At 63.4% G+C, this 22114-nt stretch carries 19 protein-coding genes and 3 pseudogenes; 9 read left to right on the top strand and 13 right to left on the bottom strand.

Features of this window, described 5'->3' with window-relative positions; genetic code table 11:
• Positions 1-4: 4 nt before the first annotated feature.
• The 4 genes from fghA to A3862_RS30715 form a co-directional block, all read right to left on the bottom strand.
• On the bottom strand, positions 5-835 hold the full coding sequence (fghA, locus tag A3862_RS30730) for an S-formylglutathione hydrolase (protein ID WP_017980842.1): 831 nt from the start codon (positions 833-835) through the stop codon (positions 5-7).
• Positions 836-982: 147 nt separating this feature from the next.
• A complete protein-coding gene (locus tag A3862_RS30725; RefSeq protein ID WP_017980841.1) occupies positions 983-1381 on the bottom strand; it encodes a VOC family protein in 399 nt (132 codons plus the stop codon).
• A gap of 51 nt (positions 1382-1432) precedes the next feature.
• Complete coding sequence (locus tag A3862_RS30720) at positions 1433-2542, bottom strand: S-(hydroxymethyl)glutathione dehydrogenase/class III alcohol dehydrogenase (RefSeq protein WP_017980840.1); 1110 nt, start codon at positions 2540-2542, stop codon at positions 1433-1435.
• A gap of 344 nt (positions 2543-2886) precedes the next feature.
• Positions 2887-4098, bottom strand: a complete 1212-nt coding sequence (locus tag A3862_RS30715; protein WP_020486678.1) for a glutathione-independent formaldehyde dehydrogenase — start codon at positions 4096-4098, stop codon at positions 2887-2889.
• 402 nt (positions 4099-4500) lie between these two features.
• Here A3862_RS30715 and A3862_RS30710 point away from each other — a divergent pair, with 402 nt between their 5' ends.
• A complete protein-coding gene (locus tag A3862_RS30710) occupies positions 4501-5175 on the top strand; it encodes an SDR family NAD(P)-dependent oxidoreductase (RefSeq protein WP_024310570.1) in 675 nt (224 codons plus the stop codon).
• 44 nt (positions 5176-5219) lie between these two features.
• Here A3862_RS30710 and A3862_RS30705 read toward each other — a convergent pair whose 3' ends face one another.
• Both A3862_RS30705 and A3862_RS30700 read right to left on the bottom strand, forming a co-directional pair.
• Positions 5220-6140, bottom strand: coding sequence for a LysR family transcriptional regulator (locus tag A3862_RS30705; protein ID WP_017980837.1), 921 nt, complete (start codon positions 6138-6140; stop codon positions 5220-5222).
• A gap of 265 nt (positions 6141-6405) precedes the next feature.
• Positions 6406-6696 carry a metal/formaldehyde-sensitive transcriptional repressor gene (locus A3862_RS30700; RefSeq protein ID WP_017980836.1) on the bottom strand — a complete coding sequence of 97 codons (291 nt, stop codon included), beginning with the start codon at positions 6694-6696 and terminating at the stop codon, positions 6406-6408.
• A 318-nt stretch (positions 6697-7014) separates the two neighbouring features.
• Between A3862_RS30700 and A3862_RS30695 the strand changes: the two genes are divergently transcribed.
• From A3862_RS30695 to istB, 8 genes and pseudogenes are all read left to right on the top strand, one after another.
• Positions 7015-8433 (top strand): cytochrome ubiquinol oxidase subunit I, encoded by a 1419-nt coding sequence (locus A3862_RS30695; RefSeq protein ID WP_017980835.1) that lies wholly within the window; start codon positions 7015-7017, stop codon positions 8431-8433.
• Positions 8430-9440, top strand: a complete 1011-nt coding sequence (gene cydB, locus A3862_RS30690; protein WP_017980834.1) for a cytochrome d ubiquinol oxidase subunit II — start codon at positions 8430-8432, stop codon at positions 9438-9440. The genes A3862_RS30695 and cydB overlap by 4 nt, the downstream gene beginning before the upstream one ends.
• Complete coding sequence (locus A3862_RS30685) at positions 9440-9556, top strand: DUF2474 domain-containing protein (RefSeq protein ID WP_017980833.1); 117 nt, start codon at positions 9440-9442, stop codon at positions 9554-9556. The genes cydB and A3862_RS30685 overlap by 1 nt, the downstream gene beginning before the upstream one ends.
• Before the next feature lie 67 nt (positions 9557-9623).
• Positions 9624-10520, top strand: coding sequence for a bestrophin family protein (locus A3862_RS30680; RefSeq protein ID WP_017980832.1), 897 nt, complete (start codon positions 9624-9626; stop codon positions 10518-10520).
• A gap of 127 nt (positions 10521-10647) precedes the next feature.
• Positions 10648-10911 carry a DksA/TraR family C4-type zinc finger protein gene (locus tag A3862_RS30675; protein ID WP_024310576.1) on the top strand — a complete coding sequence of 88 codons (264 nt, stop codon included), beginning with the start codon at positions 10648-10650 and terminating at the stop codon, positions 10909-10911.
• A gap of 192 nt (positions 10912-11103) precedes the next feature.
• Positions 11104-11199: pseudogene (locus A3862_RS32685) on the top strand (helix-turn-helix domain-containing protein); the annotation flags it as partial.
• A gap of 13 nt (positions 11200-11212) precedes the next feature.
• Positions 11213-12331 (top strand): annotated as a pseudogene (gene istA / locus A3862_RS32540) (IS21 family transposase); the annotation flags it as partial.
• Between the two features lies 1 nt (position 12332).
• Positions 12333-13196: an IS21-like element helper ATPase IstB gene (gene istB / locus A3862_RS30665; protein WP_111474481.1), complete on the top strand. Its 864-nt coding sequence runs from the start codon at positions 12333-12335 to the stop codon at positions 13194-13196.
• 642 nt (positions 13197-13838) lie between these two features.
• Here istB and A3862_RS30655 read toward each other — a convergent pair.
• The 7 genes and pseudogenes from A3862_RS30655 to A3862_RS30625 all read right to left on the bottom strand — a co-directional run bounded on the left by A3862_RS30655 (position 13839) and on the right by A3862_RS30625 (position 22113).
• Positions 13839-14726 (bottom strand): hypothetical protein, encoded by an 888-nt coding sequence (locus tag A3862_RS30655; RefSeq protein WP_017980906.1) that lies wholly within the window; start codon positions 14724-14726, stop codon positions 13839-13841.
• A gap of 427 nt (positions 14727-15153) precedes the next feature.
• A complete protein-coding gene (locus A3862_RS30650; protein WP_012778769.1) occupies positions 15154-15516 on the bottom strand; it encodes a hypothetical protein in 363 nt (120 codons plus the stop codon).
• A gap of 887 nt (positions 15517-16403) precedes the next feature.
• Positions 16404-17615: a plasmid replication protein RepC gene (gene repC / locus A3862_RS30645; RefSeq protein ID WP_012778768.1), complete on the bottom strand. Its 1212-nt coding sequence runs from the start codon at positions 17613-17615 to the stop codon at positions 16404-16406.
• A gap of 204 nt (positions 17616-17819) precedes the next feature.
• On the bottom strand, positions 17820-18620 hold the full coding sequence (repB, locus tag A3862_RS30640) for a plasmid partitioning protein RepB (RefSeq protein ID WP_236962193.1): 801 nt from the start codon (positions 18618-18620) through the stop codon (positions 17820-17822).
• Positions 18621-18820: 200 nt separating this feature from the next.
• Positions 18821-20047: a plasmid partitioning protein RepA gene (repA, locus tag A3862_RS30635; protein WP_041359064.1), complete on the bottom strand. Its 1227-nt coding sequence runs from the start codon at positions 20045-20047 to the stop codon at positions 18821-18823.
• A 172-nt stretch (positions 20048-20219) separates the two neighbouring features.
• Positions 20220-20687, bottom strand: a pseudogene (locus A3862_RS30630) (helix-turn-helix domain-containing protein); the annotation flags it as partial.
• A gap of 103 nt (positions 20688-20790) precedes the next feature.
• On the bottom strand, positions 20791-22113 hold the full coding sequence (locus A3862_RS30625) for a hypothetical protein (RefSeq protein WP_012778765.1): 1323 nt from the start codon (positions 22111-22113) through the stop codon (positions 20791-20793).
• Position 22114 lies beyond the last annotated feature (1 nt).

Raw genomic sequence — 22114 nt, 5'->3', positions numbered from 1 at the left:
GCGCTCATTGGAACAGCGCCTTGGCATGATGGCCGATATGCTCGCCGATGAAGCTAGCGATGAAATAATAGCTGTGATCGTAGCCGGGTCGCAGGTTGAGGATCAGCGGGTGCCCCGCAGCCTCGCAGGCCGCCTTCAGCAGATCCGGGCGCAGCTCGCGATCCAGAAACTCATCATCCATGCCCTGATCGACGAGCAACGGCAGGCGCTCGCTGGCGGACTTGATGAGTTCGATGGTGTCGTAATGCTTCCACCCGGCGCGATCGTCTCCGAGATAGGCCGTCAGAGCGCGCTCGCCCCAAGGCACCTGGCTCGGCGCGACGATCGGCGAAAAGGCCGATACGCTGCGATAGCGCCCCGGATTGCGCAGAGCGGCAACGAGTGCGCCGTGCCCGCCCATCGAATGACCGGCAATCGCCCGGCGATCATCGGCCGGAAATGTGGCTTCGATCAGCGCCGGCAATTCCTCGACGACATAATCGTACATGCGGTAGTGGGCAGCCCAAGGTTCCTCAGTCGCGTTGACGTAGAAGCCGGCGCCCTGTCCCAGATCATAGCTGGGATCGTCGGCCACGCCTTCGCCTCGCGGGCTCGTGTCCGGCGCGACGAGGATGATCCCGTGCTCGGCAGCGAAACGCTGCGCGACAGCCTTCGTAATGAAATTCTGTTCGGTGCAAGTCAGGCCGGACAGCCAATACAGCACCGGCACGCGACCGTCCTTCACCTGGGGAGGCAGATAGACGCCGACCTTCATCGGGCAACCCAGGCTGATCGAGTCATGCTGATAGACGTCCTGCCAACCGCCGAAGCTGGCGTGATGTTCGACACGTTCCATTTTTGTTTCCTTGCTTCGACGGTTGGTGGACGGTGTGGTGATAGGCGCCCTTTTCCTGGCTGTGGTGCGGGGGGAAGCGCCGGCGCCTGTTCCAGCGCCGGCGACAGCCAGTCATAGGGTTGCCGGTATCGCCCTCACCTTCCGGCTTTAGATGAAGGTGTACGAGCAGACCTTGTTGCCCGCCGGATCGCGCAGATAGGCCGCATAGGCACCCGGCAGGTGGCCCCGCGGGCCGGGCTGGCCCTCGTCGGTGCCACCAGCGGCGAGGCCGGCCGCGTGGAAAGCGTCCACTTCGGCGGGCGTCGCGGCGGCGAAGCCGACCGTCACGCCGTTGCTGGAGGGCGCTTCGCCATTGCCGGGACGGGCAATGATGAAAGCAGGCTTTTCGCGGCCGTAGAGCACCCAACCATTGCCGAAGGGGCCGAGGTTCTTGACGCCCAGGGCGCCCAGAGCGGCGTCGTAGAACGCTGCCGACTGCTCGACATCGGCCGCGCCGATGAAGACGTGCGAGAACACGCCGTTGCCGGAGATAACGGGATCAGCCATGATATTCTTCCTTGAGGTTAACTATTGAAATTGAAGGTTAGAGTTGAGGGATCAGTAGTGGATCACGGTGCGGATCGACTTGCCTTCGTGCATCAGATCGAAGGCTTCGTTGATCTCATCGAGACCCATGGTGTGGGTGACGAAGGGCGCCAGATCGATTTCACCCTTCATGGCGTCCTCGACCATGCCGGGAAGCTGGGTCCGTCCCTTGACACCGCCAAAGGCCGACCCCTTCCAGACCCGGCCCGTGACGAGCTGGAACGGACGGGTGGAGATTTCCTGGCCCGCGCCAGCGACGCCGATGACGATCGACTGGCCCCAGCCACGATGCGCGGATTCCAGCGCGGCCCGCATGACATGGACGTTACCGATGCACTCGAACGTGTGGTCGATGCCCCACCCGGTCATCTCGATCAGCACTTGCTGGATCGGCTTGTCATAGTCCTTGGGGTTGATGCAGTCGGTCGCGCCGAACTGACGCGCCAGCTCGAACTTCGTCGGGTTGGTGTCGATCGCGATGATGCGTCCTGCCTTGGCCTGACGCGCGCCCTGGATCGCGGCGAGACCGATGCCGCCCAGACCGAACACGGCAACCGAGTCACCCGGCTGCACCTTGGCGGTGTTGTGGACCGCGCCGATGCCGGTGGTGACGCCGCAGCCCAGAAGGCAGACATGCTCGGGGTTCGCTTCGGGGTTGATCTTGGCGAGCGAGACTTCGGCGACGACGGTGTATTCGCTGAACGTCGAGCAGCCCATATAGTGATAGAGGGGCTGGCCGTTGTAGGAGAAGCGCGTGGTGCCGTCGGGCATCAGGCCCTTGCCCTGCGTTTCGCGAACCGCGACGCACAGGTTGGTCTTGCCGGACAGGCAGAACTCGCACTTGCCGCACTCGGCGGTGTAGAGCGGAATGACGTGATCGCCCGGCTTGACGCTGGTGACGCCCTCGCCGACCTCGACGACGATGCCCGCGCCCTCATGGCCGAGAACGACCGGGAAAATGCCCTCCGGATCGTTGCCGGACAGCGTGAAAGCGTCGGTGTGGCATACCCCGGTATGCGTGACTTTGATGAGCACTTCACCTTTCTGGGGCGGTGCGACATCGATCTCGACGATTTCGAGCGGCTTGCCTGCCTCGAAGGCTACGGCGGCGCGAGATTTCATGTTTGGATCTCCCTCTTTTCTAGAACCGGACCGCCGGTTGCGAGTCCCCGTTTCGATATCTCGATTCGGAGCCAAGCATACTGGCTGGGAGTATGTATAAGATACTCCTAGCCAGTATGCAAGAGGGATAATGTCTGAGGGTGGTGAAAGCGCCCGACAGGGCGTTACGGCTTCGGAAAAGCGCAGCGCCATGGCTGATGCTGCGTTCCAGAAGGGGGCGGCTTGCCGATCCGGGGGGGTGTTAGATCGACAAGCCGGAAGGGGGTGTGCGTGCGGCAAGCAGTCCGCCCCCAACGGCTCAGAATGCCCCCCGACATGACCGGGGGGCATTCCGGGTTAGATGGTCAGGCCGCCACAGAGCCGTGCGGATCGATGACGTACTTGAACGCCGATCCGTCATCGAACTCCTTGTAGGCCGCCGGCGCGTCCTCCAGCTTGATGATCTTCGTGTTCATCATCGGAGTCAGATAGGGCATCCGATCGTTCAGGATGGCCCGCATGAGGGCGTGGTTGTAATTGGCCGTCGGCGACTGGCCTGCCGACATCCGCGGCGACTTGATCCAGCCACTGGCCCAATCGACTTCCATGCTGCCCTTCTTGTTGTCCCGATTCTTGGAGATCGGATTGGGGCAATATACGCCGACCGTGCTGGTCATCCCGCCGAAGCGGACATATTTCAGCAGGGCGTTGGTGACGGCGTTCTCGACGATCTGGTCGGACTCCGCCCCGAACCCGCGACAGTCGAGGCCCACATAGTCGATGACGCGATCGGCCTCGCGCTTGCCGGTGATCCGCTCCAGATGATCTTCGATCGGAATGCCGTCCGACAGGTTGATGGTCTCGACGCCGTGCGGCTTGAGCAGATCGAGCCGCTCCTGAATGAAGTCGGCGACGATGATGGCGCCGGCACCGAGGAGCTTCGCACAGGCGGCGCCCGCGCGGCCGACAGGCCCCGCGCCGAAGATCAGCACATTCTCGCCGACGATATAGGCCGGTTGCGCCGGCCAGTCGGGAGCGGCGAACCCGTGGAACGCGGTCGGCAACACGTCCGAAAGGAGCGTCAGATCACGGATCTTCGCCATGGCCGCGTCCTTGTCGGGGAAAGCCAGCAGATTGAAGTCTGCATAGGGCACGAACAGGTAATCCCCCTGCCCCCCGGTCCATCCACCCAGGTTAAAGCCATAGGCGCCGCAGTCGACTTCGGGGTTGGTGTGCTCGCACACGTCCGAGCGCATGTGCTTGCAGTTGTAGCAGCGTCCGCAGCCGACGTTAAAGGGAACGGACACGATATCGCCGACCTTGATATATTCGACGTCGGAGCCGACCTCGATCACCTCGCCGGTCATTTCGTGGCCCATCGTCATCCCCTTGGGGACTTCAAACGAACCTCGGTAGATGTGAAGGTCGCTGCCGCAGATGTTCGTGGTGACGATCTTGAGAATGGCGCCGTGGGGAGCTTTTTTGCCCTGTGGAGTAATCAGCTCCGGGAATTTGAAGGTGTTGACCTTCATTTCCATCGGTTTCTCGAAGGTTACGATCCGGTTGCCTGTAGCCATCAGATATCTCCTGCGTTTTTTCACGCCCCCCCAAGTATTGACGAGAGTAGGACTTGACACGGATCAACATGCCGCACCGAATTAATTCAGCGCAGCATAGTAGTGTCGTTGCCAGTCTCATCATTACCGTCTTGGCAGAATGGCGGCGCTTCTCCTTCGGAGCAAACTCGAAGATTCTATCCCAAGATCGGAAATTCCTATGACCAAGCTACAGGAGAATGACTGCCGCAATGCAACAAGATGATATATCATATTCCATTGCAGCAAGCATAATGTTTCTGGAAGACAAGGCGCAGTTGAAGTCTATCAGGGTGACGCCCTATGCGCCCGTTCTCTGGACTTGAGTTGTGTTGGCGCAATGGTGCCGGTCTCTCTATCATCCTCTGACAGAAAGGAGTTCTTATGAAACGCGCTATTGTAACAGGAGGATCGGGGCTAATCGGTCAGGCTATATGTTCCGCCTTATTGGATGAAGGTTGGGAGGTGGCATCCTTCGATTTGAAGGAAGGAGCGATCGGTCAACAGATCCATTGCGATCTTGCCAGCGAAGAGTCCGTAGCCGAGGCTTTTCGTGCCCTTGGCTGGGATCGACTGGACTTGCTCGTCAACAATGGTGGGCTTGTTTACGACACATTCATGCAGCTCGGTGACACCTCGCTCGACCAGTGGAACAGCACCATTGGCAGCCATCTGACCGGGGCCTTTCTGATGTCGCGAGCGGCATTGCCCCTGCTCACCGATGGCAGTTCGATTGTCATGATGGCTTCCACCCGCGCGTTGATGTCCCAAGGCATCGACTTTGCCTATGCCGCTGCGAAAGGTGGCATGGTGGCACTCGCGCAGGCGCTGGCGGTGCAACTTGGCGCCAAAATCCGGGTCAATACAATCGCACCTGGTTGGATCACCAATGACACGAATCTGCGCGCCGAGGACGAGGCGCAGCATCCGGTTGGCCGGGTCGGTCGCCCCCAGGACATTGCCGAGGCCGTGCTATATCTGGCGTCCGCCGGCTTTGTTACCGGGCAAACGCTTGTGGTCGACGGCGGGATGACCAAGAAAATGATCTACGTCGAATAGTGGGTCGCGCGACCGTTCATGCTGCGATAGCACGGCATGAACGGTCAGCCCCCTTCGGGTTGGAACTGGCGGTACAGGTCCAGAGCGGCCTCTATCGAGGCCATTGTCTCGGGTGCGCGGACTATTTCGAACAGCGCGGCTGTGGGTGTCGATTTCACCCCATTTCTGGGCATGGCCAATCCAACAGCGGCATCTGCGCCCTCACCTGCGACTTCAACCGCCCGAATGTCGGAAATCCGAGCAAAATAGGTTGCGAGAGATTGCGGAAGGACGGTGGCATATCGCCCACTTGCGATATGGGCAGCGAGAACATCGACATTGTTGGTCCTGATCGACTTTGCGGCACGGTGCCCGAGTCTAGAACGCGCGGCTTTGGGTAGCGCGCAGTCCAAGATGCACAAAGGCAGCTCGGCGACATGATCCCATGAAACCTGTCGCGGGAGCGGGTCGCCGGATGCCTGGAAAACGACGATCCGCTCCCGGTAGAGAAGGTGCGTGTCAAAGTCCTCCTCAGATATGTCTTCGAGATAGACCAGCGCCATGTCCATTTCATGCGTCAGCAAGGCTTTGGTCAGCGACGAGGTTTGCGCTGTGCAAATGCACTGTTCGAGGAGCGGCATCCTTTCAGCGAGGGCAAGGCTGAGGATCGATGCCATGATCGACGTGGCCGACAGCACGCCCAGGCGAATTTGACCTTCCAGCCCACGTTTCTGGGCCGAAAGGTCGCGCTCCAGCCCCTCGCAGTTGCTCTCGATCTTCTTCGCCCAGGCCAGCACAGTCTCACCTTCCGATGTGAGTCCGTCATAACGCCGGCCATGCCGCACGATCTCCACACCCAAGTCCTGTTCGAGCTGCTTGATGCCGGCGGAAAGCGTGGGCTGCGACACGTTGCAGCTCTTGGCTGCCCTACCGAAATGGCCTTCCTGATCGAGCGCAATCAGATATCCGAAATTCTTGACGATCATAACGTGTTCTCATCCAGTTGCGATTTTCCAGTGGAACCACAAATTGCAGTCCCGCAATCAAGTTATGATGCCGGTGGCACGCGAAGCTGAATGAAAATACCAAAGCATGGAACTGGAAAAATGTAGATACGCCGCTTAGGGCGATCTATGAAAATACCAACCCATAAGTCGTACCACGCGAAAATTGGGCGCACCGTCATTATATTGCCGATCGGTAAAAAATTGTTCTTATAAATCTATATACAGGTACTGCGGTTTCTAAGACCTACTTAAGATAGGTTCGCAATATCCGCATTATACCCTCCATGTCGTCGTCGAATGGGCTGGCTCCATTTTCCCCATGCGCGCCGTTGGCGGGGCCGAAGGTCTCACGGAGATGGCCTTCCATCACTTCTGCCATCAACCCGTTGGTGGCGCCCCGCATCGCCACAATCTGTTGGAGCAAAGGGGCGCAATCCGTTCCGGCCTCGATCGCGCGTTCAAGCGCTTCCGCCTGCCCCTTGATGCGACGCAGGCGTGTTATGGCCCGCTTCTTCTCTTCTGGTGAATGTGGCATCGCGCTTTCCTGACTGTTGATATGCACATACTATACAGGGGGGGAGTTTCAACCCTATCCTGTGCCTTGCGCCGCGCTGACACCTCAAATTTCGGCCGAAGCGAGCCTGAACCTTCCCCTACGCCTCCAGAAACATCGAACGCCAGACCTGGGTTCCTACCCCCTTGATACTGGTGGGGAGTATGATATATTGCCGGCCCGATCGGATCGCTGCACCAAAGGAAATGGCGCGCGTCCGGCCCCCAAGCCCTGTGTTCGAATCGCAAAGCCTCTGCAGAGGACAATCGGACGAACATCGGCGGGACAAAACAGGGAGGAATGTTGGTGATTGAGAATCTCGATCCGGTAATCCTGGCCCGGGCGCAATTCGCGTTCACGGTCTCATTCCACTTCATCTTCCCGGCCTTCTCCATCGGCACGGCAAGCTATCTCATGGTGCTTGAAGGGTTGTGGTTGAAGACCGGCAGCGGTGTGTATGCGAACCTCTATCGCTACTGGCTCAAGATCTTCGCCGTCGCGTTCGGCATGGGTGTGGTCTCGGGCGTGGTGATGTCCTACCAGTTCGGGACGAACTGGTCGGTATTTTCGGCCAAGGCCGGTCCGGTCATCGGCCCGCTCATGGCCTATGAGGTTCTGACCGCGTTCTTCCTTGAAGCCGGTTTCCTTGGCGTGATGCTGTTCGGCATCAACAAGGTAGGCAGGGGCCCGCATTTTTTCGCGACCTGCATGGTCGCCGTCGGGACGCTCATCTCGGCGACCTGGATCATTTCCGTGAATAGCTGGATGCAGACGCCGGCAGGCTATGCGATCAATGCCAAGGGCCAGTTCGTGCCCGCAGGTTCGTGGCTTCCGATCATCTTCAACGCGAGCTTTCCCTATCGCCTCGTCCATACCGTCATCGGCGCCTACCTGACCACGGCAATGGTCGTCGGGGCCGTAGGAGCATGGCACCTTCTGCGCGACCGCGCGAATCCCGGCGCGCGCAAGATGTTCTCCATGGCGATGTGGATGGCGGCGCTTGTGGCGCCGATCCAGATTCTCGCGGGCGATCAGCACGGCCTCAACACGCTTGAGCATCAGCCGACAAAAGTTCTCGCGATGGAAGGTCATTATGAGGCCAGCCCCGAGGGCGCTTCGCTCATCCTTTTCGGCCTCCCGAGCAACAAGGATGCGGTGGTCCACGGCAAGATCGAAATCCCCTATCTGGGATCGCTGATCCTCAAGCACGATCCCAAAGCGCCCCTCCCCGGCCTCAACGACTTCCCGCGCGATCGCTGGCCGCCCACGCCGATCGTCTTCTGGTCGTTTCGGATCATGGTGGCGATGGGCCTCGCCATGCTTGGGTTGGGCCTCTGGAGCCTGCTCGCCCGCTGGCGCGGCAAGCTCTATGACTGGCGCTGGCTGCACCGCGCCGCTCTCGCGCTTGGTCCGTCAGGCTTTGTCGCGGTCATAGCAGGATGGGTGACGACGGAAGTAGGCCGACAGCCCTTCACCGTATACGGCCTGCTGCGAACCGCGGAGTCCCACTCCCCCCTGGCCGCTCCGGCTGTCGCGGCGTCCCTCGTCGCTTTCATCCTCGTCTATTTCGGCGCGTTCGGGGCCGGCACCTATTATTTGCTCCGGATGATGGCAAAGCCGCCCGCAGCCGGTGAACCGGAACCGTCCAAGGTGCCGCAACGCGCGGCGGGCATCACGCCGGCAAGCGGCGTCGTGGCATCAACCGGACGGGAGGCATGAACGTGGAGCACCTCGATCTCACCATAATCTGGGCCGGTATCATCGGCTTTGCTGTCTTCGCCTATGTCGTGATGGACGGGTTCGATCTGGGGATCGGCATCCTCTTTCCGAACCTTTCGGTCGGAGGAGAGCGCGATCAGGCAATGAACTCGATCGCGCCGGTCTGGGATGGCAATGAAACATGGCTCGTGCTGGGCGGAGGCGGTCTCTTCGCGGCCTTTCCTCTTGCCTACGCCATCATCCTTCCCGCGACCTACCCGCTCATCATCGCGATGTTGCTCGGTCTCGTGTTTCGCGGGGTCGCATTCGAGTTTCGCTGGCGAGATCCGCGCCATCGTCCCTTCTGGGATGTCGCCTTCAGCTTTGGGTCCGTTCTCGCGGCGTTCTCGCAGGGGATCACGCTGGGCGCGATCCTGCAAGGCGTGCGGGTCGAGGCCGATGCCTATGCAGGGGGATGGCTGGATTGGTTGAGCGCGTTCAGCCTCTTGACCGGCGCGGCAGTCGTGATCGGATATGCGCTTCTAGGCGCGGCCTGGCTGGTCTGGAAAACCGAAGGGCCGGGCCAGGAACGCGCCCGTCGACTGGCATTTTGGCTCGGCGGGGCGACGCTACTCGCGCTTTTCGCCGTCAGTGCGGCGACGCCGTTCCTGACCTATGACTATTGGCGACGCTGGTTTGCGATGCCCGGCGTGCTTCTCACCGCGCAGGTTCCTCTGCTGGTGGCGATCTGCGCTGCAACCTTCTTCTGGAGCCTGAAGCGCGGCGCGGAGCGCCTGCCCTTCATTATGGCGCTTGGCCTGTTCTTTCTCGGTTTCGTTGGGCTGGGGATCAGTATCTACCCCTATGTTGTTCCCCGCGCCGTCACGATCTGGGATGCAGCCGCTCCCCCGCAAAGCCAGCTCTTCATGCTGGCGGGTGCGGCCGTCATCATTCCGATCATTCTCGGCTATACCGCGTGGGCCTATTGGGTGTTCCGCGGTAAGGTCGGCACGCATGGGTATCATTGATGGACGAGCCTAAACCTCTCGGTCGACGGCTCGCCTGGATGGTCTTAATCTGGGCGGCCAGCGTTTTGGCGCTGGGGGCTGTCGCGCAGGTCATTCGCTTCATCCTCAAACCCTGACGGCAGCTCGTTTCGACGAGCTGCCGATGGAAATGCTGGCAAACAGGCGAAGGACATTCCACGGAATATGATCGTTCGATCGCAACCGAGCTTCCAAGATATCATTTTCACCGTGCATGGCTCGATCCTGCCGCGCATCGCACGGAGGCTGGCGGCGATCGCGGTCGTCAGTGTGATCGCCATCCTGGCCGCCCAAGCCCATCCCGGCATTTTCGCGCGGATTTCGACGATCCCTTTCACCCTGATCGGTATCGCGCTCTCGATCTTCATGAGCTTCCGCAACAATGCCTGCTATGCGCGATGGTGGGAGGGGCGGCAGCTTTGGGGCGAGCTAATTATCTCGGCCCGTTCGTTCGCGCGCGAGACATCGCTTCTCCCTGACGAGGATCGGCGCGCGTTGCTCCATAGCATATGTGGCTTTGCCTGCGGCCTCACCGCACGCCTTCGCGGCGAGGATGAAATCGCCGCCATTGCGCCGTGGGTCGATATCGGCCCGGCGACAAAGAGCCCGAACGTCACGAACCTCGTGCTCGATCGTATGGGGCGCAGGCTGCTCGAGCTAAAGCAGACTGGCGTCATTACGCCGATTCACTATGCCGTCGTGGCAGAAGACATGCGATCCTTCGGCAAGGTTCAGGGCGCTTGTGAGCGGATATCCACGACGCCCGTGCCGTTCGCCTATTCTCTGCTGCTCCATCGCACCGCACTTATCTTTTGCGTGATGCTTCCCTTCGCGCTCGCAGGATCACTCGACTGGTGGACGCTCCTGCCGGTGCTCCTCACCGCCTATACCTTTTTCGGCCTCGATGCGCTGGGTCACGAGCTGGAAGACCCGTTCGGCGTCGAGCCAAACTGTCTGCCGCTGTATGCGATGAAGCGGACAATCGAGCGGGATATGTTGTCGCTGCTTGGCGAAGAGGATCTACCCCCGCCACTGGAACCCCATAAATCTGTCCTGAGCTAAATTTGCACACTCCTTGATACTGGTAGGGAGTACCCTATATTCGGGTGCTGTGCTGGATAGTCGCGTGCTTGGCCCATGCGCCCCCGACTATCTGACCCCCAAGGTCAAAATCGAGGAGCTTGTGGCGATGGCAAATGGATGGGCACCCGATAGTGCGGTGCAGGACCAGATTGATGCAACGATCATGGACGCGGTTTTCGCCGCCCGATCGCGTCTGCCTTCCGGCGAGGGTAGCACCGACTGCGAGGTGTGCGGCGACGAAATCCCGGCGAAACGCCGCACGGCCATACCCGGCGTAAGAACCTGTGTCGCCTGTCAAAGCGAACGCGATAAGCGCCCGACCTTCACCGGCATCAATCGCCGGGGCAGCAAGGACAGCCAGTTGCGCTAATTGCGCTAGGGGGCGGCTGTCGACGCCGGGTGAATGATGGACGGAGGCGCCGACTGAAAAATCCCCAGTTCTGCGCGTGTCCGCAGGGTCGGAGGCGCTGATCTGGGCAGCCGGGCGTCGACACCTCGCCGATGATCGAACCTCGTGAGCGCACGAGGAGTGTCGGCGGTGATCCAGCTCGGAGAACTCGTCATGATCCTGGACCTGCACCGCCAGGGCCTGTCCGTCACGGCCATCGCTCGCCAGCTCAGCCTCGACCGCAAGACGGTACGTCGGTACATCGCCCGCGGCCTCGAACCCCGGCCTACACGCCACGACCACCCGCGAACGTCGCCTCGACCCCTTCACAGCCTACCTGCGCGAGCGCGTCGCCGCCTATCCCGCACTGACCGGCTCGCGTCTCTGGCGGGAGCTCAAGGAGCGCGGCTACGCGGGCGGCTACACCGCGGTCACCGACTATCTGCGCGGGATACGCCCGGCGGTGCCCGCCCCGTTCGAGGTCCGCTTCGAGACCCCGCCCGGCCAGCAGGCCCAGGCCGACTTCGCCCGCTTCGTCGTCACGTTTGCGGACGAACCAGGCGTGACGCGCATCGTCTGGCTGTTCTCAATGGTGCTGAGCCACTCCCGCCACGTCTGGGCGCGCTTCGTTCTGCACCAGGATCTGCAGACGGTCCTGCGCTGCCACATCGCCGCCTTCACGGCCCTGGGCGGCGTGCCGCTGGAGATCCTCTACGACCGCATGAAGACCGCGGTGACCGGCGAGAGCGAGGATGGCCACATCATCTACAACCGCTCGCTCGTGGCACTGGCCGCCCACTATGGCTTCCTGCCGCGCGCCTGCCGGCCCTACCGGGCGAAGACCAAAGGAAAGGTGGAGCGGCCGTTCCGCTACGTGCGCGAGGACTTCTTCCTCGCCCGTAGCTTCCGCAATCTCGAGGACCTGAACGTCCAGCTTGGCGATTGGCTCGCCACCGTCGCCAACGTGCGCCTGCACGGCACCACGCTGCGCGTCGTCTCGGAAGCCTTCGCCGAAGAGCGACCCAGTCTGCAGCCGCTGCCGGTCGTACCGTTCCGGGCCGTGCTGCGTCTGGAGCGGCGCGTCACCCACGAAGGCCTCGTGAGCGTCGGCGGCAACCTCTACAGTGTGCCCGACCGGACACGGCGTGTCGTCGAGGTCCACCAGTTCGCCGACGAGATCCAGATCTTCGACGCAGGCCGTTTGGTGGCGGCGCACCCCGTCATCGAGGGGCGTCGGCAGATCCTGGTCGCGCCCGGGCATCGCCGCAGGCCGGAACTGACGCGCCGCACCGCAGCGGGACGCGACGGCCCCATCGTGATCGGCCGCACCGGCGAGCACGTCGCGCGGCGCTCGTTGGAGGTCTACGCCGCCGTCGGCCGCCGCTTGGCCGAGGGGGCCGGCCATGACGGGGCGGCTGGATCCTGCCGCGACCCTGGAGAGCATCCGGCGCAACCTCGTCGGGCTCAAGATGGCTCGGGCATTGGAGGTGCTCGACCAGACCCTGCGCCAGATCGAGCAGGGTCAGATCGGCGCGGTCGAGGCCATCGACGTGCTCCTGACCGAGGAACTGACGCTGCGCCAGACGCGGCGGGTGAAGATGGCGCTGATGACGGCGCGGATCACAACGGTGAAGACGTTGGCCAGCTTCGACTTCGCCTTCCAACCCTCGCTGGACCGCAACCGCGTCCTGGCGCTGGCGGGCCTGGACTTCATCGACCGGCGCGAGGCCGTCCACCTGCTCGGTCCACCCGGCACGGGCAAGAGCCACCTCGCTGTGGCCTTGGGCGTGGAGGCGATCAAGGCAGGGCGCAGCGTCTACTTTGCGACGCTGGCGGACATCATCGCTTCCCTGGCCAAGGCGGAGCGAGAGGGTACGTTGCGCGAGCGCATCCGCTTCCTCGCGGCCTTCGCCCTCCTGATCGTAGACGAGATCGGCTATCTGCCGGTGGTACCGGGCGGGGGCAACCTGTTCTTCCAGCTCGTCAACGCGCGCTACGAGCGGGGTGCGATGATCCTGACCTCGAACCGTGGCTTTGCGGAATGGGGCGAGGTGTTCGGCGATCCGGTCGTGGCCACCGCGCTCCTCGACCGCCTGCTGCATCACGCGGTTGTCGTACAGATCGAGGGGGCGAGCTATCGGCTGCGCCAGCACGCCGACCTGGTACCCGAGCACGTGCGCTCGAAGGCGACGATCACGCCGCCGCCGGCCCCCAAGCGCCGCGGTCGTCCGCCAATGCGTCACGAGCCCGAGCCCAATGCGGCCTGACCCACGGGAGTGGGGACTTTTGCTTCGGCGGATCTGAGGACGATGCACTCGGCGTTGACAGGCGGCCAACCACGTTATTCGAGCGCCGCTTTAGCGGCGCTTGGGATGAAGGGGGCGCCGCCCCCCTCTGGACAAGGGCTGGACCGTCTCCGCGCGGGCGCGCTCCGCTTGGCGATCGGGGCGGTCTCCCCACCCTTCCGCGCCTGCGGCTTGTGCAGGGCGGGCGATCCCCCTCCCCCCCGATCGGCCCCATTTGCCCATTCACCCCCCGCTCTCGGCGAGGGCCAGAAGTCGATGTGAGCCATCGCCTTCGGCTCTATTCCAGAAAGGGACAATAATGGGTGTTACGAGTTTTCCTGCCGGCCTGCCCAATGTCGGCTATTCCATGCAGGCAGCCGCGATAGCGAGCGCGCTTGTCGAACGTGAGAACGCTGCCGACAACCGAGCAAAGCTGCGAGAGTGGCTAGATAGGATTGAAGGCCCCTTCCAACCCCTGTGGATCGACTTGGACGAAGGCCGGCATTTTGCCGAATTTCTGACCAACATGGTACGTGTAGGATCAGGTCTTGAGCCAGGCTCGTGCGAAGATCGTGTGCCGTAGCCGAAGCTCGACCACTCAAGCTGACAACCGCGAGGAGGCCCCTAGCGCCGCCTGCTGTTATCGGCCTCGATCGCGCTCGACCGCTCGCCGGCGTTCGTCTCCCGCCCTCTTGGAAGCGACGGGCGCTCGCCCGCCTCGATCCGATCGCCCAACTCGCCATGCAGCGCCGCCAGCTCGGCCGAAAGCTGCGCCTCGCCGATCGTCCCTTCGCGCTCGCGCTCTGCCTTGGCGAAAAGGTCCAGCGTCGGGGCAAGCTCGGCCTCCGCGAACAGTGCGACGCTTGGGCCAGCGCGCCACACCCGCGCTAGATCCTCCGAACGCGCCTTGCGCGCTTGCGAGGACCGATCTTGCGCTACCGTGCCGTGCGGCAACGCCGGCAACGCATCGCCGCGGCCATCGATCTCCGCGCGGGTGAGTGCCGCGAGCTGATAGCGCAGCACCCGCGCCTCGGGCGTGTCGGTGGGCGATGGTTCATATTGGCGGCTCAAGACATCGACCAGCTCGGCCGTGCCGGCGCTCTTGATCGTGCGCCGCCATTCCACCAGGGCGCGGCCCTCTGCGACATGATCGGGGGGTTGAAGGAGCATGAAGCGTTCGAGCAACGGATCATCCGCCACCTCGACGGGCAGAGGCATCCGGTTGCCCATAGCTGCGGCATAGGCGAACGCGGCAACCTCGGCCGTCTTCGCAAAGCCCGCGCGGTTCACGTCGCGGTCCTCGATCAACCGCCCAAGGATCGTCTCCAACACCGGCACCAAGTCCGTAACGCCCGCCTGACCGGCGTCGATCGTGTCGAGCCGATGGAGAATGTCCTTGTGCGTCGCCTCAATCCGCGCGTTGCTCTTCGCGATCGTGTCGAGCTGGCCCTGCACCATCGTAAGGGCGTCCAGCACAGCCGCCATGATGACGTCGTTGCCTTCCGTGGTCATCGCCGTGGTCCATCCTTATCGCGTGCCCGATCGCGCTCGCGTTGCTCTCGATCCCGCTCCTGGGTCTGTCGCATGATGTCATCCGCCTTGCCAGGCTCCGGCGCCGGAGCCGACCGACTGGCCTCGTCCATCAGCGAGCGCAGACTGTGAAAAAGCTTCGAAGAATGACCCCACCCCCAGAGCAGGGCTAAGTCATTGCGGTTATATAGAATTTCGGACGAGAGGTGGGGTCACGATCGGCGCCGATCGCGACCCCACCTCGGTTTCATTTTCCATAACAATAGCAAGGGCTTAGAGGAAATTTCTAATAGGGTCAAACTTCAGCGCTTGTCGACAGACCGTAGGGCATCGGGCGAAGGTTGACCGATCATCAGCGAGGCCGCTTAGGCCCGGTCAAGCGCCAGCGCCCGGTGTCACGATAGGCATCCTAGAGAGAGCGGTATAGGGCGCAGCGCGCCTCCAAGTCGGCCGGCGTGCCGCTGTCGACGACGCGGCCGGCGTCCATCACCGCGATGTAGTCGGCCTGCGCGACGATTTGGAGCCTGTGGGCGACCATGATCATCGACGCGATCTTCGCGATCGAGCGGGAGATTAACGGCCTCGACATTGCCGCCCGCCTCGCGACCCGACGCGAGCGCCTTACCCCGCTCGTGGCCGGATAGGAGACTAGGATGCGGGCCGAGCGCGCCCGGCTCTCGCGCCATGCCGAGGTGGCCAGTACCGGACGCTCGACGGTTACCTCCAGTTCCATCAGCCGGTCGGCGGCAAAGCCGATCATCTCGTCGGTCATCGGGGATCTCTCTGGTGCGGGGTTGGTCGTCGCAACCCGACCCTACCCGGCAATCGCCGATGACCACCCCTCAGCTACACCACCGCCTGGGACATGCCCCCCTCCCCTCAATCCTGCGCCAACCGGCCCGGTCGCCCACACGCGGCCGGGCCTTTTTGCGTTTCGGCGACCATTCGCGGGTTCCAGTGACGGAATGACGCCGTAAGCTGGGCGCGATCCCCGCGAGGCACCCCGATGCCGATCCGGCTCAAGAACCGATTCTTTTACCCCATCGACTGGCCGCAACTCTCGGCCGAGATCCGGTTTCGCCGCGCCGGCGGGCGGTGTGAGGAGTCCGGTCGTTCGCACAAGCGCCTTGTGGTGCACCTCGGCGACGGCCGGGCGTAACGTGGTAGCCGACCTGCTTGCGGCCGCCCGCATTATCCGAGTGATCTTGACCATCGCCCCCCGGAACCACGACCGGCCCGCGCTGATCACGATCCTCAAACGTCGAGTATCGGCGAACTTGTTTTCGAGGCGCTATCCGGACCTGTGCCCCCCGGCCGGTCGCTGGTCCAACCTGGCAAGTCATTTCCCTGACATCGCCGACCAGGGTGAGGTGCCTGGGAGTCCTGATGGGGCCGAACCAGTAAGTCGATGCCCCATTCGGACGGGCGAACCGTAAAAACCGTATCTCGGCGGGCTTGATGACGTGGTCACGGTATGCGCGTCGCGCGTCGATCGCCCCATCGTCGATGAGGCGGGTGACAAGGCCGGACATGGTCGCGGCTCTGTGGAGTGGGGCGATCCGGACACACGATTCGCAGCCGTGCGAAACGACGGCAACAACCGACACGCGCGGGCAGTGGCCGACCAATATCGCGCTGTTCACCACGTCAATCCGCTGCTCATGATCCGGGCAGCATCGACGCCGCCCGTGCGCGGGTAAGGGCGAGCAAGACTGGGCCGAGGCTGTACCGCCCTGCCCTCTTTCGCTCGACCAACGTGCGCAGGTAGCCCCCAGGGCTCTTGATATGCTCGGCCCGCTGCAGGATCGCCGCCATTGTAGCCGCGGCTGCATCAGGCCCCATCACGTCCCGAGCTTCGCGCCAAGCACTCGGGCTGATCCCCATCATCCCCCGCACCAGGTCCGCCACGTCCCCAAGGTCCCGCCACGTCCGAATCCCGTTCCGGGCATAGTCGATGATGTCGGGACAAGCGTTAAGCACCATACTCAGCGGGTAGGTCGCCGCCGTGCCGCTATCGTTGGGCGCCGTGCCGCCACCCGTTCCTTCATCACCATTCCGAAGGCCGGTTCTAGAATCAAAGGCATCTGATTTTGAATTGTGATTGTGACGATCAGAATGATCGGCATTGCCGTTCGAATCTTGTGATTCTGACGTCGAAACGAGGGACTTACCGACATCCGCAATCAGGGCCGTCAGGGCGGCACGCACAGCCTCAAGGTCGACGAGGCTAGGCTTGCGGGGCAACCCGCCTAGGATAGCCCCGTATCGCGCGCGATAGGCCGTCCAGTCCCCGGGGTGCTCGCCATCGATGCCTGCCTGGATCATCTTAGTGGCATCCCGCCGTAGGATTGTGATGGCCTCGCGGGCCATGTTGAACGCCCGGCGATCGGCCGTGACACGATCCGCGTACGCCTCGAATTCGGCCGCGCGCGCGACGATCGGAGTGAGGTCGAACCCGTAGGCTTGGGCGACTGCCCCGCCCTGCCCTTTCCGGACATAACGTTTTCCGTTCGGGCTATCGCGGCGGATCACCAAGCCGGCCTCGACCAGAGCGGCAAGATGACGGCGCAGGGTCGGTTCCGCCATCCCATGAGCGCGCAAAGCAAGCTGGGCGTTCGACGGGAACACGATCAGGCCCGTGCCCTCGCCCGGCATCAGGGCTGTCTCGGGATGGAACGTCATCAGGGCGTTCAGCACGGCAAGAGCGCGATCGGAGATGCCGATTGTTTCCCGGGCTTGGGCGATGTGGCGGAACACGGCCCATTTGTTGACCGTGGCGTCGCGCGGGCATGCGGCAGCGATCGTCTGCGCATGGATTTGCGCAGGCGTCAGCGATCGCCGCCCGAAGGGCGTCGTGATGTGGATGTTCATGGTGGGTCGAGCACCGGGACAAGATTGGGCGTTCGCGGAGCGCCATGTGAGCGATCCGCGTTGTTCAGCCTTGCGATGTGCCGGGAGATGTGATTCTCTGAGTCTGCCAGGACTACAGAGAAGGGGTCTTCCGGACGTCGGTTCGGGGGGCCCTTTCTTTTTGCGGCGGCCTCGTCTCCTTTCGGTTGGCGGTTGCGGTTCGGGTTACGCCTTGCTCGCCTTGTAGGCAGCAAGGATCTCGGGGATGCGCTCAGCGAGATAGTCGCCAAAGCCGGGCTCGACGGTTTCGTCCACCGTCACGCGAAGGCCTGTCGCATTGCGCTCGACGTCCGCGTATTTCACGCCCTTGGAATTCTTGAGCGCCTCCGCACGCGGCCGCTTTGCGGCCTTGCGCGGCGCGGCGAGCGCCGTCAGCAGTACCCCGAACCGGTCGTCCGAAGACTTGCCGGCAAGGTCGGGGGAGGCGAGGGCGCTTTCGATGCGCTCGGGCGACGCGGACTTGATCCGGTCGGCGAGGGTGAGCCACCGGGGGCGGCCAACTTTCGGCGCGGGGCCGATGGTGGCCAGGACCGTTTCCGGGATCGACTCCGCGATGGCGAGGTAGTTGACCAAGTCCGGCCGATGAACCCCCATCGCCCGGAGGATCGTTTCCCGATCGATCCCCGCCCGTTCCATGTTACGGGCGAAATGGGCGCGCTCGATGTAGCTCAAGTCCTCGCGCGCGAGGTTTTCCGACCCCTGGGCAACGACGAGTTCACGGTCAGTCAACTCGCGCACGACCGCGCGCACCGGCACGCCTATCGCCTGGGCGGCCCGCCACCGGCGGCGACCATAGGCGATCTCGTATCGTCCGGACGCGCCGGGGTGCCGCCGTACCAAGATAGGGGTGTGTTGCCCCTCCTCGCGGATCTGTTCAACGAACGAATCGAACGCAGCGTCCGTGGTATCCGGCACCCGGTCCGCCACCGCCGATGGGTCGCACAGGTTCGGGTCGATCTCGATCACGGCCCCGTCCGGGTTGCCCGCGGTCGTGGACAGCCAAAGGGAGGCCATGGACCGGCCGGCGGCGGACCGCTTCTCCGGGGCAGGGGGACTGTCCGTAGCACCTGCTACAGGGGTGGAACCCGTTGATTTTTCAACATTCCCTTGTCCGGCATCCGCGTCCACCGGCGCGCCCATGATGGCGCTAAGGCGTTTCCTCTGGCTCATGCCCGTCCCCACGACCGGCTGATCAAGCTCTCGATCTCCCCGTTCACGGCATCGAGGGCATCGAGCGCGCGGCGGTAGGTGGACCCCGTCACCTCGTCGCGACGCAACGGCGTCTCGTAGACCGTCTGGCCCCGTAGCCCGGAATTCGCGACGGCGGCGGAATCGAGCATGGCCTTGGGCAACACCCGCTCGCCGAACAGACCGCGGAGCATCGCGACGACCTCCGTTTGCGGTGTGTCGTTCGGTTCGAACCGCGTGACGAGGTAGCGGAACCAGTCGTGGGCCGGCGCCCCACCCCGTGCCCGGACCGGCTCCATCAACTCGTCCATCATGGTCAGAAACTGGCGCATGCTCGACACGTCGAGCATCTGCGGATGGATCGTGATCAGCAGGGACGTCGCGGCGGCGAGCGCGGAGATCGTCAGGTAGCCGAGCCGTGGCGGGCAATCGATGACTACGACGTCGTAATCGTCAGCGACCTCACCGAGGGCCAAGCCGATCCGCGCGAAAAACGGGGGCTCGGTGTCGTTCGCCTGGCGCCGGGACGATTGCATCGGCGCCTCAAACTCGAACACCTCGAGTTCCAAGTCGGCGGGCACGAGATCCAGGCCGGTGAAATAGGTCCGGCGAATCACGTCGGACATGGACCGCCGTTCGTCGCCGTACCGGATCGTGTCGTAGATGGTAGGGTAGGGCTCGCGCTCGTTTTCCGGCCGAACGCCGAGCAACATCGACAAGCTCGCCTGCGGATCGAGATCGATCGCCAGGACCCGGTAGCCACGCAGCACAAGCGACTGGGCGAGGTGGGCCGCGGTGGTGGTCTTTCCGGAGCCGCCTTTGAAATTAACGCACGCGACGACTTGCAGATGTTCGCCGGCGGCCGGGTTGCGATGGGGGAGATAGCGCCGCCCGGTCCGATCGATCTCATCTAGGTGGGCGCGAAGGGCATGGATGTCCGCAAGGGTGTAAAGGCGGCGCCCACCGGGCAAAATCTCGGCCTCCGACACAAGCAGGTCCGGCGACAGCTTGCGGATTCGGCTATCTGTCACCCCGAGGATGCGCGCCACCTCACCGGACGTGAACCGGCGGAGCGTTTTGGTCTCTGACGGCGAGAACACGACGGCCGCTATCTCGCGCAGCCGGCGATCGAGCAGGCGCGCGTCATCGCCCGCCGTGGTGTTGGGGGCCGGTGGCAAAACTGTGGATGGAACGTACTGATTCACGGTTCCGTCTCGTTCACGGTTTAACGACAAATATCGCTATATCACCGCCAATGGGCATAGAGGACCGATTCGGAAAGCAGAGTCGAGTCCCGGCCATGGACGGCGCAACCGGGACGCGCGACTCCGATGTGGAGGAACCAGGCAGTCGCTTAGGCGTTTGAGCCGCCGTACATTTCCGGGTCGGCTTCGCGGATGGCCGGTGCGCGAAGCGGCCGAGCTTCTTGATGTCGATGTGGATCAACTCGCCGGTCTGCGCGCGTTCGTAGCGCTGCACTGGCGGGGGCGGTTCGAGATCGCGGATGTGGTTCAGGCCGTGCCGACGCAGCACTCTGCTGACAGTGGCCGGCGAGACGGCCAGATCACAGGCGATCTGCTGGCCGCTCAGACGCTGCCGACGCAAGGCCAGAATGGCGTCTTGCGTCTTGGCCGGGATCGGACGGTGCAGGCGGTGAGGCCGCGGGGAGAGATCCTGCAGTCCGCCGACGCCTCCGGCGTCGAAGCGAGCCACCCACATGCCCAACGTAATGGGACACATGCCCATCGTCTCGGCCACAGCCTTCGGGCTGAGCCCGCTCTTGACGAGCCGGACCAACCGCCCTCGACCCGACGGCGTCAAACGCGCATTCTGATGGATGTTCATTCGGTCGCTCCGGGATCGTTGAATCTTCTCAACTCCAGCGTTCTTGCTTCGGGCCGGGCGGACAACCTCCTGAAAGCTTACATTTAGGGACCCAAGCGTCTTTTTAGCGATCCGCAGCATCGGCGCCTGCCCCCGAGTTGTTTGACTCTGGAACTTTCGGCAGACCAAGGTCCAAGTTGAACGGGCAGTCCTTGATGGTGGACGCGATCTTGCCCTTGCGAGAAGCGATTCGGCCTTTAGCCTTCCGGCTCTGGACCCGCAGCGCTCCGCCCTTCCGCGTCGCCATCTGGATGTGATTCGCGGGTCTCGCCGGGTGGGCGAGTGAGCCGATCGCACCAGCCCTTGCGGCAGCGTCGCGGAAACGCTGCGCGGAGACGCCCGAGAGCGCATCGGGATAGACGATGTGCACGAGAGAACGACCGGCCTGGCCGGGCGCCATGGAGGCGAGAGCCTCGGTGCATCGCGCAATCACCAGCGCGGTGGTGAGCGGGGAGGACGGCCGAATGCACACCAAGCCGCCCGCGGACAGGGCCTTCTTGAGATCGAGGCCGCCCGTCAGCGACATGCTGGTCAAGGCGGCGAGCTCGCTGGCATAGGCGACAAGGGCCTCGCGCCCGGCCTCGCGCCGGTCCTCCGGGATCTCCTTGAGTGGCTTGAGCACGGCACGGAAGGCCGCGCCGTCGGCCGAGGAGGCCGTGTCGGCGCTGACGGTCGTGCGGTCGATCTCGTAGTGCCCGTCGACGAGGCGCTTGAAGGCGACCTCGTCGGTGAAGGCCTGGTAGAGATCGAGGGCGCTCTTGCGATACCGGGTGGCCAGCATCTCGATGATCGGCAGCAGCGCCCGATTCACGGCACTGGCCTCGGGCCCGAGCCGCAGGTCGTCGATCGCGGCAGCCAGGGTCGTGGTGGTGATCAGCAAGGGCGGCCGGGGTGCCTGCTTGAGGTCGATCGCCCTGATCTCGCCGTCCCGCCCGAACGGCCGGGCCACCTCGGCCAGCCGGTCGGTCAGCATGGCCGCGTCGGCGCTCTGGACGACGATGGCGCCCATGCGGTTGAGGCAGGCGCCGAACACGAGGTTGGCCGCCGCCTCAATCTGCCAATCGGCGCCGTCGCTGTGGAAGCTCACGCCCTGCACGAGGTCCTCGCGCCGCAGCCAGACCTGTCCGGTGGCAGCAAGCCCGACCGGCCAGGAGGCGTCGCCGCGGCAACGGGTGGTCGCGTCGCGATAGCCACGCTGGCCGAGATGCAGCGGCACGCGCGCCGGCGCGCGCCAGGTGCGCCAGCCGTAGGTGAAGTGGCGCAGGTAGCGGTAGCCGGCGTAGGCCAGGATCGCCTCCGGGACGAAGGGGAGCGCCAGGGCCGAGAAGGAGAGGGCGGCCATAATCCCGAAGTGCAGGGCGACGGCCTTAGGTGGAGCGTCGTCCATC

The sequence above is a fragment of the Methylobacterium sp. XJLW genome (assembly GCF_003254375.1).
GTDB lineage: Bacteria > Pseudomonadota > Alphaproteobacteria > Rhizobiales > Beijerinckiaceae > Methylobacterium > Methylobacterium fujisawaense.
This window is presented reverse-complemented; position numbering and strand designations above follow the sequence as displayed.

Coding starts and splice junctions, on each gene's coding strand:
- A3862_RS30650 (WP_012778769.1), bottom strand. CDS start 15,516: ATGACCGACGAGATGATCGGCTTTGCCGCCGACCGGCTGATGGAACTG.
- A3862_RS30680 (WP_017980832.1), top strand. CDS start 9,624: ATGATCGTTCGATCGCAACCGAGCTTCCAAGATATCATTTTCACCGTG.
- A3862_RS30715 (WP_020486678.1), bottom strand. CDS start 4,098: ATGGCTACAGGCAACCGGATCGTAACCTTCGAGAAACCGATGGAAATG.
- cydB (WP_017980834.1), top strand. CDS start 8,430: ATGAACGTGGAGCACCTCGATCTCACCATAATCTGGGCCGGTATCATC.
- A3862_RS30700 (WP_017980836.1), bottom strand. CDS start 6,696: ATGCCACATTCACCAGAAGAGAAGAAGCGGGCCATAACACGCCTGCGT.
- fghA (WP_017980842.1), bottom strand. CDS start 835: ATGGAACGTGTCGAACATCACGCCAGCTTCGGCGGTTGGCAGGACGTC.
- repC (WP_012778768.1), bottom strand. CDS start 17,615: ATGAACATCCACATCACGACGCCCTTCGGGCGGCGATCGCTGACGCCT.
- A3862_RS30710 (WP_024310570.1), top strand. CDS start 4,501: ATGAAACGCGCTATTGTAACAGGAGGATCGGGGCTAATCGGTCAGGCT.
- A3862_RS30655 (WP_017980906.1), bottom strand. CDS start 14,726: ATGACCACGGAAGGCAACGACGTCATCATGGCGGCTGTGCTGGACGCC.
- istB (WP_111474481.1), top strand. CDS start 12,333: ATGACGGGGCGGCTGGATCCTGCCGCGACCCTGGAGAGCATCCGGCGC.
- A3862_RS30675 (WP_024310576.1), top strand. CDS start 10,648: ATGGCAAATGGATGGGCACCCGATAGTGCGGTGCAGGACCAGATTGAT.
- A3862_RS30725 (WP_017980841.1), bottom strand. CDS start 1,381: ATGGCTGATCCCGTTATCTCCGGCAACGGCGTGTTCTCGCACGTCTTC.
- A3862_RS30705 (WP_017980837.1), bottom strand. CDS start 6,140: ATGATCGTCAAGAATTTCGGATATCTGATTGCGCTCGATCAGGAAGGC.
- A3862_RS30720 (WP_017980840.1), bottom strand. CDS start 2,542: ATGAAATCTCGCGCCGCCGTAGCCTTCGAGGCAGGCAAGCCGCTCGAA.
- A3862_RS30685 (WP_017980833.1), top strand. CDS start 9,440: ATGGACGAGCCTAAACCTCTCGGTCGACGGCTCGCCTGGATGGTCTTA.
- A3862_RS30625 (WP_012778765.1), bottom strand. CDS start 22,113: ATGGACGACGCTCCACCTAAGGCCGTCGCCCTGCACTTCGGGATTATG.
- A3862_RS30695 (WP_017980835.1), top strand. CDS start 7,015: ATGTTGGTGATTGAGAATCTCGATCCGGTAATCCTGGCCCGGGCGCAA.